Origin of the sequence: Methanobrevibacter thaueri, from assembly GCF_003111625.1 — an archaeon.
GTDB classification, from domain to species: domain Archaea; phylum Methanobacteriota; class Methanobacteria; order Methanobacteriales; family Methanobacteriaceae; genus Methanocatella; species Methanocatella thaueri.
The window spans coordinates 1-15,658 of the sequence record NZ_MZGS01000027.1; the positions used below are offsets into that span (position 1 = coordinate 1).

Annotated in this window: 5 protein-coding genes; 2 read left to right on the top strand and 3 right to left on the bottom strand. The window is 35.3% G+C overall.

Translation table 11 applies throughout. The features are described from left to right. The coding region (locus MBBTH_RS08370) for a transposase (protein ID WP_207773359.1) at positions 1-359 on the top strand (359 nt) is incomplete at its 5' end. A 207-nt stretch (positions 360-566) separates the two neighbouring features. Here MBBTH_RS08370 and MBBTH_RS08375 read toward each other — a convergent pair. The 3 genes from MBBTH_RS08375 to MBBTH_RS08385 all read right to left on the bottom strand — a co-directional run bounded on the left by MBBTH_RS08375 (position 567) and on the right by MBBTH_RS08385 (position 14,557). After that, positions 567-5,057, bottom strand: a complete 4,491-nt coding sequence (locus MBBTH_RS08375) for a hypothetical protein (protein WP_165814050.1) — start codon at positions 5,055-5,057, stop codon at positions 567-569. Positions 5,058-5,262: 205 nt separating this feature from the next. Further along, the gene (locus MBBTH_RS08380; protein WP_116592603.1) at positions 5,263-9,624 is read right to left on the bottom strand and encodes a right-handed parallel beta-helix repeat-containing protein; all 4,362 of its coding nucleotides are present in this window, start codon (positions 9,622-9,624) and stop codon (positions 5,263-5,265) included. Between the two features lie 106 nt (positions 9,625-9,730). Then, the gene (locus MBBTH_RS08385) at positions 9,731-14,557 is read right to left on the bottom strand and encodes a cobaltochelatase subunit CobN (protein WP_116592694.1); all 4,827 of its coding nucleotides are present in this window, start codon (positions 14,555-14,557) and stop codon (positions 9,731-9,733) included. Positions 14,558-14,795: 238 nt separating this feature from the next. Here MBBTH_RS08385 and MBBTH_RS08390 point away from each other — a divergent pair, with 238 nt between their 5' ends. Then, positions 14,796-15,632 carry a DUF1002 domain-containing protein gene (locus MBBTH_RS08390; protein ID WP_116592604.1) on the top strand — a complete coding sequence of 279 codons (837 nt, stop codon included), beginning with the start codon at positions 14,796-14,798 and terminating at the stop codon, positions 15,630-15,632. Positions 15,633-15,658 lie beyond the last annotated feature (26 nt).

Here is a 15,658-nt window from a genome sequence, read left to right on the forward strand (position 1 = left end):
AGAAATTTGACCCCATTTTAGATAAAATAAAAAATGAATACTACACTGAATACGGACAAAACGCATATGCAGGCAGAGGACCATACGCAGAAGGAGGATTCGCAATTTTACTTGAATCACGTAATTTTAGAGGAATAAAAACAAAAGGAATAAAAAAAGCAAATAACGAAATGACACGAACAACAATAACACACAACATCAAAAAAATACACAAACACATCAATAACAAAACTCTAAACAAAATATTAAATGAAATTAAGAAAGAAAAACTAAAACAACCCATAAATATAAACATATTTGACAAATGGACTGATAATTACATAATTGAAAATGGCAAAATCATAGATTTCAAAAATTAAATTAAGAAAAAATTCAAAGGAGAAATAGCGGACACCCCCACTATGCGAATAATGAAAAGAAAGTGCAAGTAAACACTATTTTATTATAGACTCTATATTAATGGTAAAGATTATCTTCAATATAATCAAGGGGTATTTTAAAAACAGGTTATGTGAATTGGGTAATCTATATGAAAAAATAAAAAAAGTAATAGAGATTAAAAATCTCTATTTTTTAACAGTAATTTTAACTGATTTTGCAACTTTATTGTAAAGGCCGTTTCCAGCAAAGTTAACTTTGGCAGTGTATTTGCCTTTTTTCTTTAAGTTTTTAACTTTAAAGGTAGCTTTACCTTTAGCGTTGGTGGTTGCTTTGTAGGTTTTACCTTTAACTTTTAAGGTAACTTTAGCTTTTTTGATTGCTTTGCCTTTACTGTCTTTTAAGGTAACCGCATATTTTTTGGTTTTGACTTTAGCTTTGAAAGTTTTCTTTTTAGCAGTTAATTTGGTTGCTTCCTTGTTGATTTTGATAGTTGCAGTCTTGGTGGATGCAGCATAATATGCGTCACCAGTGAAATTAACTGTTAACTTTTGAGTTCCAGCTTTGGAAGCAGTGATTTTGTAATTAACTACACCTTTATCATCAGTGGTATATTCTTTACCGTTGATAGTTACTTTTTGATTTGCTAAAACGTTACCTGAGTTGTCTTTTAAGACAATTTGGTAATTTACACCAGATTTAGTGGCAGTTACTAAAAGTGATTTGTCTGGAGCGGTAATAACTGATGGTGCTTTCTCAATGACGAATGCCTTATAAATAGATTTATAAGAGTAGTCAGCATCCCCATCAAATTTAATCAAAGCAACATATTCTTCAGGAACTACATTAATGTTAAATACAGCATCACCGAATTCATCAGTAACGTTAATGAATGTTTGACCACCAACTGAAACCATAACTGTTTTATTAAACAATTGACGACCGTATTCATCTAAAAGTTTAACTTTAAAGAAATCATCAGTACCATAAACTTTGGCAAAACCGCTAGCAGCGATAACAACTTTGAGTTTATCAGTAGGAACACCTGTGTTTCCAGATGAAGTTATATTACCTAATCCGATAATGGTCATATCACCTTCACCTTCGTTACTTGTCATTTTGTTATTGGTAATAGTACCATTATTGTCACCTAAAACAGCTGCATAATCACCAGTGGTATAAATGACATTGTCATTAATAGTGAAGTTACCTTTTTTGATTACAACTCCAGTATCAACGATTCCCATTTGATCCCAAACAGGTTTATCGCCTACTTTTGAAGCATTGGAAGTAATATTGTTGTTGTCAATGGTTATTTCATCAATATAAGCACCAATACCCATAGTATGATTACCGCTTACTTTAATATCATTTTCAATTATTTCTGCTTCGGTTCCTCCTACTTCAACACCTACAACATAATAAGCTTCACCAGTTATGTTATTCTTTTGAATAGTAATAGTGACCGGCATGTAATTCATTCCAGAGTAAATCGGGTAAGCAGAATTAGTAGCAGTAGCGCCTATATTATTTGAAACGATTATTCCCTCAGCAGCGCCTTCAACATCAATACCACATGCATATTCATCAGAAGTTACAGCAATATTGTTGTCTGAAATAACGAAATACTCATCATTAATAATGATAGCATAGGTATAACCTGCACCCTTAACAAGTATATCGTTAGAAACAACTTTTGCATTAGCTGAATTCAAAATATCAATACCGTAAATAGTATCCCAGCTAGTGCCTCCATTAGTGCTTATAGTAATATTATTGTGGTTTAATATCGCATCATCACAACCCACTATAACAATACCTTCACTGAAAGATTCACGGGTAGCGCCCCAGTTAACAGCAAAGGTAGGAATAGCAATGTCAAAATCATTATCCCTAATTACAAGATCACTATTTTTAACGAAAACAGCATATGATCTGGTATTATTGGATGAGTCATAAATTGGGTAACCCCAATCATCATAGCCAATGATTACGAATTGGTTATCAACCATACCATTGAATGTTACATTGTTATTAATAATAGTTAAGTCAACTTCTTCAGCAACAATAGCATAATTATTAACTTTACCACTATTAGCATTAACTACAATATCATTATCTGTAATTTTCACAATATCATTTGTTGAATCAGCATTGATGCCTATGGCATTAGAAGCGATTTTATTATTAGTTATGGTTGCATTACCACTAATTACTTTAATACCACAGTTATCAGTTTTCATATTATCCCAAACAGGATTATCTCCCACATTTGAAGCAAAAGCATTAACAATATTGTCCTTTATTTCAACCTGGGAAACTTTAGTTCCAATACCAATAGTATGATTACCATCTACATAAATAACATTTTCATAAATATCAGCTTCTGAAGCAGCAATCTCTAAACCAACAACATAGTAAGCTTCACCTTTAATTTCATTGTTATTGATGGAAACCACTACGTCCTGACCTGCTACCATACCAGTGTAAATCGGATAAGCGGAATTGGTTGCAGTAGCAGTGACAATATTGTTCTCAATCTCACCTTTAGCTGCACCTTCAACATCAATGCCACAGGCATATTCGTCAGAGGTTACAGTAATGTTATTAGCATATATTTTGAAAAGTTCATCATTGATAATGATACCATAGGAATAACCTGCACCATTAAGAACTATATCGTTAACCACAATGGTTGGATTAGCGGAATTCAAAATATCAATACCGTAAATAGTATCCCAGCTATTACCACCATTAGTACTTATTGTAATATTATTGTTGCTTAATACCGCATCATCACAACCTGCTAAAACAACACCTTCACTGAAAGATTCACGGGTAGCGCCCCAGTTTACAGCAAAGGTAGGAATGGCAATATCAAAATTATTATCAAAAATCTTAACATTACTATTTTTAACGAAAACACCATAGGTGCGAGTGTTCTTGCTGGTATCATAAATAGGATAACCCCACTCGTCATAGCCATCGATTTCGAATTGGTTATCAACCATACCCTTGAATGTTACATTGTTATTAAAAATAAATAAATTGTTAATTTTTTCAGCAACAATAGCATGATTATCAACTTTGCCGCTGTTAGCCTCTACAACAATAGTGTTGTTTTCTAAATCGATATTGCTTCTGACTGTATCCTCTGTAGCATAAATACCTACACTAGTAGAATAAATTTTATTATTTTTAACTATACAATTACCTAAAACAGCAATTCCCATTGAATTAGTATCCAATATTGGATCACCAGTGAATGCAGTACCGACATTTGAACCTAAGGAATAAATTTCATTGCCATCCACAACTGCATTATTACCATCCGGTAAAAATGAACCTGCAATACCATAAGTGTAATTACCATTAGAGGTGATTGAGTTGTTAATTATCTTTGCATCAGTATGTCTTATTTCCATACCACAAGCCAAATAACCGTTTAAGTCAATTGTATTCTCTTTATAAGTGACATTTGTAATATGGCCGAAATTTTGCTCTGAATAAATACCATATGCTGCGCCGACGGAATATGGATTTTCAGATGTAGTAGGCACTTTAAGAGATATTGTGTTATTATACACTGAACCGTCACTTGAAGGTCCTTCAATATTGATACCTGCAGCATAATAAGCATCTGAAGATAGGTTGAAAGTATTGTCTGAAATTTCAAGTCCTTCAGAGGAAATAAACACTCCATAAATGTAAGAATGTCCCAAAGCATTAATTTCATTTCCTTTGATGATAACATTGGAATCTGAAATTGCATATTCCATATCACCATGAGCAGAAATGACATTTATTGTGTCTGAAGAACCAGATACATTATTATATTTTAGATTGATTCTATTGTCGATGAACTTTACATCCTCACAGTAATAGAATACAATTCCCTCAGAAACAGGTTCAGGACCATTATAATAACCACGAGGGATTCTTACTGAAGGCAATTCAATATTGAAAGTATTTCCCTGAACTGTAATGTCCTCAGATGGTTCATACCATTCCTCATCACCAACTACACGAATAGCATTATTTATATTTTCTTTTGCACCATCAGTATTTCCCACATAAGTAATATTGTTACCTATAATTTGCAATTCGTAAATTTGACAATTTCCCATATTTTCATCAAAACCTGCATAAATTGCATATGCTTCTTCACCTTCAGGCCCAATGAAAGTCAAATTATTGCCTGACAAAATTATGTTTTCCAAATAAGTATCAGCACCAATATATATTAAGCTATTATGTTGATTTGTATTGTCTGTTAAAAGATTGAATCCATTAATAGTTACTCCATTTTGTGCAATCCAGAATTGAACATTATTAAAAGTAGCGCCATTACCGGTGAATTTAACCGGATGGTCGCCTGCAATCATGATCTGACTAATTTCCAAATCAGTGAAGTTACCTTCAAAAATCAATTCGTCAGCATCGGATGTCAACGCCCCTGAACTGTCAAAGTAATCGAAAAATGTATCCTTGGTTACAGTGCTACTCTCACCAACGACATTTGAGGAATCGTCAGCTTCAATAGCAGTTTCATCACTCGCACTAAGCGTATCAGTATCATCCTCAACGCTTAGAACATCTTCATCTACAGCTATTCCATCATCCGCTTCATTCAGAGTAACATCCTCATCGGCTGCAAAAGCAACGCCTAAAGACAACATCACCAAACAAAGCAGGATTAATGAAATAATCAAACTATTTTTCTTAATAGTTCCACCTCATTTAATAATTATTAAATTAAAATATAGTCTTGATTTTAAATGAAAAATATTTGTAAATTGACTACACTTAATAATATAAATTTAAATATATTTAAAAGTTATTCAAATAAAATTAAAAAAAAAGTAAAATAAAGGTTAAAAACCTTTACTTTTTGATTTTGATTGTATTCTTAATAGTGCATCCGCCATAACTTGAACTTATAGAATATTTACCTGCTTTCAAATTCTTAATGGATGCAGTGGCTATGCCTTTTTTATTTGTTTTAGCAGTGTATTTTTTACCTTTGATTTTAAAAGTAACTTTTTTATTTTTCACTGCTTTGCCATTCTTATCAACCACTTTTACTGAAAATTTGATTTTTTTGGCTTTTTTCGCAGCAATATTTTTTGCAGTCAATGTAGGTTTGAAAGTTAGCTTGTTTGAAACCTTATCCCCATTATATTCTGCAGTGATTGTGTAAGTTCCGGCTTTTAGTTTAAGGGATTTTGTAGCATAACCGTTTTTATCAGTCTGGACTTTGTAAGTTTGACCATTGACTTTAATGATTACGACATTTCCAGAGCCATACTTTCCATCTGGTCCTTTTACGCGCACTTTATAGTTTATTGTGTTTCCATAATAGACACTGTAACTTTTGCTTTCAACAATTGATGGTAAAACAGTTATTTTTGTAGTATTTTTAGAATCATAATATTGTGAATCGCCTGCAAATGAAACGGAAACTGAATAACTGCCTTTAGAAATAACCGGAAGGATTATTTCCCCTTTGGAATTGGTTGAAAGATCAAAAGTTTTTGAACCAATTTTCACTGAAACCAACTTATTAGATAACAAATTATCTTTTGCATCTTTCAAAATGGCTAAAACACCGCCAGGATAAACATTTTTATTGACTGTGAGTTTTGTGCCTACTAATTTATAAGCAGTTAAATTAGCATTTACAGAAGTTGATTTGAAATAATCCGGATCAATGATTTTTGCAGTGATTATTGGATAATCATCATATATTTCAGGTATTTCTCCAATGAGAGAAGCTATACCATTGCCATCACTAATGGCCCTACCAACATAATTTTCATAACCCTCATCATTGATGTAGAATTCAACAGTTATTCCCTCAACGCCAATGCCTAAAATGTTCTTAATTACTGCTTTAAATTCAGCATTCCTATGCATTGCGCCGGTCGTATTGTATAAAACTACATCCAAGTCTCCATTTTCAACCTTTAGAAGAGCAGTGAATTCGGTTAATCTAAAGTATTTTTTATTTACTAATGCTGAAAATGTATATGATGCAGGAGTGTAGTCGACAAAACCATATTCGAATTTTGCTTCACCATTTGTTATGATAGCCTCACCAACAACATTGCCGTCCAAATCTATAAATTTAACTGTTGCTCCTTCCAAAGCATTATCAGCAGTTGTGAAAACAAATGTTCCATCTTCCAAATAGTTAATTTTGATGTTTTGGAGTTCACCATTCACTAAATACTTATAATTATTTTTTACAACATTACTTGAAGCATCATTTACTCCTTCATCACCTATTCCTAATTCTGAATCCAAATAATTGTCTTCAATTACATTATTGATTGCATCTTCATCTAGAAGTATTGCATAACCTTTTTTAGAGGTAATTTCATTATTAATGATGTTATTATCAGTTGAATTGGAATCAAGATAGATTCCTGCATTTCCTTCAGGAATAACATCATGGTTGTTAAAGGAAATGTCTTCACCGGTTCCATTAGCTATTATTTTGTTTTTAACAATGTCATTATTAACAGAATTGCCAATTGCAAATCCATAAGCTAGTTTTGCATTGATTTCAAAATTGTTTTCGTTGATTTTATTATTGTTTGAATTGAAAGCTTCAATTCCATATACCACATCGGAATTTAATTTGAAAATATTTTTAGTGATATTGGAATTTTGTGGCTTTTCCAAATTAATACCATAAGCTACGCAATCAGATTGCATATTAACAACATTTGAAGTAATTATTGTATCTGTAGATTCCTGACCAATCACAAATCCTTCAACAAAGTATGTTCCTTCCAATAGGATTTGATTGTTGATAAACCTGGTATTTGTTGCACCTTGACCTTCAGGAGCGTTATGCCCTTCAGTATAACCTAAGACTCCCATTCCATAGATATAATTATCATTACCGTATACATAGACATTATTTGATGAGAAAGTGTTATCATGACAATTATAATACAAGTCAATGCCAACAAGGGAGTTTGTGGATTGATTGGTGCCAACTGTTCTATTTAATTTAGAAGTTACATTAACCCTATTTCCGATAACATTGTTTCCGGAAGCATAAATCATTAAAATTCCATAGGTTCTAAAAATTCCGGTGACATAATGATTTCCATCAAAGCAACTGCCGTCAAGACAACTTCCATTCAAAGAATTACCATCTAAACAATTACCATCTAAACAATTACCATCCAAGCAATTACCATCCAAACAGTTACCATCTAAACAATTACCCTCCAAGCAATTACCATCAATACAGGTTTCACCACCAGAAAGAGCATATACTACACCAGTACCGACAGTTTTAATAGTGTTATTGACAAAATTACAATCCTCAACTGTGTGAGCGAGCAATGTGTAAGTTAAATAATTACCACTGGAATATAGTTTGTTGTTTAATACGTCAACATTACTTGATTCGACAACATAAATCGCATATGCGGCATTTGGATCGGTAACCTCAATATCACAGTTTTTAATTGTTGCTCCAAATACTCTGTAGGCAACTACGCCCCAGCAATTTATTCTGCCAGACTCATTGTTTCTGATTACCAAATTCTCGAGCCATACACTATCAGAAGATAACTGGAAAGTAGTGTTGTAGAATATTGCATTTTGGCCACTTATTTTAAGCGCTTTATTTACAATAATCATTTCATTGTGGAATTCGCCTTCAAAATTTAATATATCTCCATCTGTAATATTCGGTTTGAATGCTCCATTTTCCTCTAAGAAATCAGTGTATAGGTTAGAAGGAGTTACTGTGTAGGTTGTTCCATTAAAATTGTAAACCGGCCTTGAAGGGTCATATTCCCCATTAGGATCCGTAACATTACCTCCATTTTTTGGAATAGTATTCGGACCTATTACATTATTTGAATTGGCATCAGCGTCCCTTGCATCAATAGCATAGGTATTTCCAGTGAATATATAGTTATTTACGATAGTGAGGTTTCCAGGCATTCTTTTTGAACTTAATTTTTGAATTAAAACACCGACACCAGATTGGCTTGTAATATTATTGCCAATGACAGTTAGGTTATAAGAATGAGAGTTATATAAAATTCCTGCCCCTGAAAGAGTTGAAATCTTATTGTTTTTAATTAGTATATCAGAACCTTGAGGATGTATACCTGTTCCTCTGTATATTACTTGAACATGATTGTTTTCTACAGTAGAATGGTCCAGTACTGAAATTCCCGCACCACTTGCCAATATTTTTGAATTTAAAATTGTATTGTTGACAATAGTTGAGTAAGTACCTCCCACAATTCCAATATCTCCACCTACCTCAATTGTAGGGTGATTATAATCGGCACCAGTCATATTAATTATCCAATTATTAATGATTCTGTTACCTGAACCCTGTGAAGATACTCCCCTATAAGCTCCAATGATTCTATTAGAGTCAACAGTATTATTTGAACCCATTAATTGAACTCCATAACTCCAGGAAGTAGGAAGAACGTGATATTTTATAGTGTTATTGTAAATCAAATTAAAATTAGAATCTCCTCCTTTTAAAGGACCTCCAGAGTAGCTTGATAAGTAAACTGCATTTGCATCATCACAACCGATTTGATTATTTGCTATATAATTGTAATGAGCTCCACTAACAAGCAATGGAGGAGTTGAACGAGTTCCATGACCGTAAGTAATTCCATATGCATTTAAATTGTTGTTAGTGACATTATTGTAATTAGCACTATTTGCAATACAAACTGCATAAGATGAAGCTCCGGTATTGTTAATAAAACAGTCCCGAATAATACAGTTGCTTACACCATTTAAAAAAATACCATATGTTGTTTCTTTAGTATTAAAAATGTTCAATTTTGAAATAGAGCTTCCGGAAGCTCCATCAGAAAATGTAAACATACAATTGGATAATCTGACATCCTCTTTTCCAACAACATTTATTGATTTTTTAAAAACAAACTTTAAATTTGAAAAATCGCCTTCAAGATTAATTGTATCTCCTTCACTTGCAGAAGAATCCTTTAATTCACCTGTAGATGCATCAAAATAATTATAATAATTTGATTTAGTGACATTGTGAGAATTAGTAGATACAATATCCTCCCCATTAGAAGCCACAACATCTTCCGATGGGACATCCTCTAAAATAGCTCCATCATCACTTGCAATAGTATCATTTAAATCATCAGCAGCACTTACAGCACCGATAGATACTAAAAGTAATAATAAAACTAATATAAAATTAATTTTTTTAATCATAATATACCTCTCTTACATAAATAATCTATACTATTATTATGTTTGGAGATAAAGTATATTTAAAAATTTCTAAAATTCAAAAAAATAAAAAAAAGTTGATGATTAATTAATAATCATCATAATCTTCATCATCATCTCTCCAATATCCAAGGAGGAATATTGCAATCAATACAATAACCGCAATAACAACAAATATTGGCATGTTTGACTCGGTGGCACTAGCTGATTTTGCAGCTGACTTATCGGACAGCTCATATGCTTTAGCACCTGAGTCTCCTGCACCATCGGATGAGGAACTTTGTGAAGTTTGTGATTCACTGGCTGATTTTGCATCTCCGCTTTGTGAAGCGTCAGCACCAACAGCAGTCTTTCCACCACTTTCACTACTTGTTTTCTCATTGGATGTTCCGTTTACCAATTCCTGCGCATTTGAATTATCATTGCCTCCGTTTTCAGCACCATTAGGAGATCCTCCTCCCTCTTGATTGGAGCTTGTGTCGTCTTCAGGCATTTGATATAATGGGTCAGTATTGGTAGCCTGTGCCAGGATTTCTGCAAACTCTTGTTTTTCAGCAGGAGTCAAAGAACTCATTTGGATGATTTTGGCGTTGAATGCCAGGTTTTTACATGTGTGGTGACAACATGCAACACCGTACTGTTTCACTTGATTTATATATTCGTTAGCCAAATCCTTGAAAGTCTTCATATCAGTTTGCCAGGTTCCTTGGTCTGCCAAATACATCATCCATGCAAGGGATGTCTGATATCCCGCTGAAGTTGTTGCGCCGTCAATGTATTGGTTCATGCCCAACAATTCGTTGGCCAGCTGATTACCCACTTCAGTGCCGAGCTTGTCGTTTGCTACAGTCAAACCACCGAACATGTTCTGGATTCTTGATGCATAGGAGTTCATTCCAGTACCTCCACCAGTGACAAGAGGCATGTAATATTTAGGGTTCAGGAGCATTGATCTGATTTCAAATTCGATTTCCTCTTCATATGTTCTTGAGACATAATTGTTCTTGCTTCTGATGTCTACAAATGAAGTGTCTGGTCTTGATTGACCGGATTGATCTTTCAATACGCTTGCCGCATTGTACAATCCTCCAAACCAGTCGTAGTAATCGTCTGAATCGAAGAGTCTCCATGTACTGTCGAAGTTTTGAGTAATCAAGTCTGTCTTGTTAAGCAGATATTTGAAGTTTTCCTTTTGATTGGTGATTACCAAATTGCCTTGGTCGTCAATAGTCCATGAGTATGACACCCTGGAAAGATAAACGTCCATTGCAAACTCATTTACTGTGTTGATGTCCCAGTCCGCTGTGTTCGGAATGAGAGTTGACATACCTGTTCCTTCCAATACATTACCCGGAAGACCGAATAACCTGTCAAGTGAAGGATTCTCGTTGTAATGCTTAATCACATAGTTGTTGGTTTCATTTTCCCCAGGTGCGAATGCCGCAAGTTTTGTGGCGGTCAGCATCCAGGTCAACCAATCCTTATTGCTTGTAACGATACTTGCAAATACGTCAATTCTTGGCCTGTTTACAACGCTTCCGTTGGACAATTTCACGGTCAAGTCCTTTAATGGGAGCATTTGCACTCCAACAACCTTACCGTTGTCCAGCCATACCGGCTTACAACCAAGGAAGTATAGGAATTCCGCAACACCAATTCCTTCAGTTCTTGAAATTTCTGTTCCCCATAGGATCAATGAAGTCAATTCAGGCCAGGAGCCATGTTTTTCGTAATATTCACTGAGCAACAAGTCAACGATCTTGACTGCAGACTCGTAAGCTGACTCGGAAGGCATTCTTGTCGGGTCGGATGCATATCCGTCATAACCTGTCGGGATTGAATCCCCATATGAAGGATCGGCAAACAAACCGGATTTCACATATCCGCCTTCCAAAGCTGTGAAGATTGCATTCCATTCATTGTTGTTCTGAATATTGATAATCACTTGCTCTGCATAGCGTGTTGAGTTATATAATGCTGAACCAATAGGAATCTCATATTTTACGGCCAACTCATCGATTGATGAACCGTTTACCAAATCCCTAACATAATCCATCAGGAACTGTTTGATTGCAGCTGCCTCAACAAGGTAGTTCAAATTGCCTTGAACATCACCATAGAATGTTTTTCCCGCAAATTCAGGGTATAGGAATTCCATGATTTGATTGTAGATTTTGGTTTGTGAAGTTGTGATTGTAATAACTTCCTCAACAAGTTCATCGCCGGTCAGGATCTTACCGAGAGTGTGCAGACCGTAAGTGATGAAATCATCCTCCATTGCTTCAAGGTACAAGTGCAAGTCATCTATCCATTGCTGGAAGGTTTCATTTTCACCTGTGAAGTTTCTGAAACCTAATGTAGGAGCCAATTTGAGTATTTTAGCCTTATATTCCTCTGCATTTGAGGTTACGTTAAGGTTTACTTGGTCCTTATAGTAATTGATGTAGTTATTTAAAACTGTATAATTACCATATAATCCGGAAGTGACCATTGCAGGAGTCATGTGAGTGATCAGCAATGCCGCAATCCTGTCTCTTGCAACCATAGCTTCCCCAGGGTTTGATACAATATATGGATACAATGTTGGGTTTAATGTCAACTCAAAAGTCCAGTCCCCTTCAACAGCACCAAGATTTGTTCCAGGCAGCCATTCGAGGGTACCGTGAGTTCCCATGTTGACTATTGCATTTACCTTTGCGGTCTTGTCCAGCCATTTATAGAATGAAACGTAGTATTGTGTTGGAGGAAGTGTCAAGTCGTGGTAATTTTCCACTGTCTTAAGCTCTTCCCAACCTCTACTTGGCTGGAATGTAATGAATACCTTACCGAACCATATTCCCGGGACGACCATGTACTGCTCATCGGTTCCGTTGTATACCATTGACGGACCCAAACCTGAACCCCAGTAATCAGTCATGTTCTTAATGAGGTTTTGAGGAATGTCCCTGATCAGTTGACGGAAGTCCCTTGTGGATATGAGCTGATGGTGTTCAACCAATGCATCGTAGTTGTCCTCAACATATTGTCTTAGCAAACCGTAAGCCCATGAACCCTTGTTACCCATCTTGAAGATGATGTCCTCGAGTTCGCGTGCGGTCATGATTTGCCTGATGTCCCCACCTGTATCGTAGCCTTGTTCATATAACTTTACAATCAAGTCATAGGTTGATTGGGTTACGTTTAAGTATGATGCCCCAATTTCGGCCTTACCCGGCGGATAGTTGTACAATACGATTGCAATTGTCTTATCGGAATTGTCCAAATCCTTTAAGTCTGCCCATCCGCAGCTCAGCTTGACCATCTTGTCCACACCGGACTGGATGACATGGGTCTTACCCTCACCGTCGACATAGGATAGGATTACAGGACCGTAAACCCCTTCGAAACTTGGGTAGGTAACGGCGTATGTCCATTCGACTTGAGGACCCAATTCACTGTTGTAGCTGTATTCAGATATTTCGTTGACCCCTTTAAGAACAGCAATGTCTATATCGGATAAATCAGGTTCGGCAGAACCGTTTGCATAACTTAAAGACCAACTATATAATGAAGTAATTGTAGAGATTCCAATTTTTGAGGAACTTGTAATTCTATTTAATATAGAAGACATGGAAGGGGTGGTACTTGTCTTAAAGACATTAAAAGCAGGCCTACCGCTTGCTGCATAGCTTCTAATCAAAGAATCTACAACATCTCCACCACAATAGTAAGTAGCGATAGCTATCAATTTCTTATCCGGATTAAACTTGTTCTTGAAGTCGTTTTCAAATCTGTTGAACAGATCCTGTGGATTTAGTGTGTGTTCAACCCAATATTCATATTCTTCCTTCATCCAGTTCAAACTGCCGTCCTGTGTTTTGGAATATCCCGGATTGGCTGTAATCCACTGATGGATTAAGCTTGGCTCAGGCACGAGAGTGTACATTCCAAGGTCAGGATGGTAAAAACCACATTCAGGGCTCATCAATGGGATTCCGGCATCAGTCAATGTCGGATTGGAATATTTTGAAGGCTCTATGAGATAACATACATAATCGAAATAATTTCTCATGTTGGTCAACAGCACGTCGGAGTCCTGGATATCTTCAGCCTGGAAATATGATCCGATGTAGGTGTTTTCAACTGTGTCATATGTATTGTTTTGAGCGCTTGCCCCAATGATATGTATTCCGGTCGCATTCATTATCTGTTGGGTGTATGTACCGAATGTGTATGCAACCCTATATTTTGCATTAGCTGGAGAAACAGCTAACAGTTGCTTCAAATATGATGCGGTGAACTTGTTGTATGCTGAGTTTTCAGCAAACATGTCAATGTGGATATAATTGGCATATTCGGCCAGCCATGCTCTTGATTCATCGAAATTAGTTGTACTGATGTATGCAACACGCTTGGACATGTTCATCAATACGTCAACCTTTTCGTTGTGGGAAGCATAATCCACAAGCAAAAGCATGTCCGGAATGAACATCACATCATTGATATCCAGAGTGACACCGCTTTTGCCGGTCAGGTTAACATCCAACTTGATTGGATTGTAAGTCGAATATGTGAGTTCCAGATAATATTTTGAAGAATCCAGACCTGTAAATGTTGCAATACCGTTTGAGTTAGTTGTCTTTGTTGAAATCAAAGTATTGTTTGAGTATAACTTAACGGTAGCTCCCGCTAACTTGAATCCGTCTTCGCTCCATGTTTTGCCAGTTTCGTTATAAGAGTCGTAAACGTGAACATTAATTACATTATTGCCTGCTTCAAGCATTCCCTCATCTGATTGAGAAGATTCCACTTCTGTAACTACCTGTTCTTGCGTTATTTCTTCTAACTCACTAGGAGCACTCACCACATCAGATATTGTTTCATTGTCCGCTGCAAATGCACTGTTTACAGAGAACAGAAGCAATATTGAAAGAATTAATGCGAATACTAACTTTTTATCTAACTTTACCGTATTTTCACCTCCTTTCAAATTTATTATAACAAACACATAGCAAAATATATTTACTATACGTATAAATTTGATTTGAAAACATATAAAATTAACTAAACTAAAACAATTGAATAATTTGATAAAATACAGTATACACAAAGAAGATACATTTATATACTTAAATGACTAAATAAAATTTACCAATATTATTAGAGGTGATAATATGCGTAAAACCATTATTATTTTGGCAATGGTAATTATTGGAATGCTCATTCCAATAGGATTTGCTACAAGTGACACACAAGTCGTTATAACCTATGGTGAAACAACTCACCACAATGCAAATTATAAAAATATTGTAGATGACTTTTTCATAAAACAGGCAGGCGTTGACTTAAACACTGTCGAATCAAAAATAATCACTGCAGATGAGGTAAACAAGATTGCAAGTACAATTACAGGCAAAACCTACTCATCAAATCAAATATACTCATCCGCATTGGTGGACTTGAATGACAATGATAACCTTGAGGTTAGTGTTGATAAATCAAAGATCACCACCATAACCGGTGATATGTATATATCTGCATTAAAATCAGCAGGAATAACCGCAGGACACGTTTATGTAACAAGTCCGGTAACAGCAACCGGAGAATCTGCATTAACAGGAATCATGAACTCCTATGAGGTAGTGACAGATGTGGAAATTCCGGATACAGTGAAAGAAGCTGCAAACAATGAAATTTACACCCAAGCGGAAATCGTTAAAAACTCAGATGTGGACGCTGATGAGTTATCCAAACTGGTTGATGACGTGAAAGAAGAAGTGGAAACAAATAACGTCACTGATCATCAAACCATCGTGAACATCATCAACAACTACACAATAAACTACAACATAAATATAACAAACAGCGATATCGAAAACCTTGCAGACAGTATTGAGCAAATACAAAACGTGCAAGGAGACATAAACAACTATCAAACCGAAGTGTCAGATGTCTTAAACAGCACTGATGCGAATGGTGCAACTGATTTCATTAGTGGATTATTTAACTAATAATCCCCTTTATTCTTTTTTTAAAA

What these genes read in the sequence shown, in the direction of transcription:
- MBBTH_RS08375 (WP_165814050.1), bottom strand. Translation starts at nt 5,057, where the DNA reads ATGTTGTCTTTAGGCGTTGCTTTTGCAGCCGATGAGGATGTTACTCTG.
- MBBTH_RS08390 (WP_116592604.1), top strand. Translation starts at nt 14,796, where the DNA reads ATGCGTAAAACCATTATTATTTTGGCAATGGTAATTATTGGAATGCTC.
- MBBTH_RS08380 (WP_116592603.1), bottom strand. Translation starts at nt 9,624, where the DNA reads ATGATTAAAAAAATTAATTTTATATTAGTTTTATTATTACTTTTAGTA.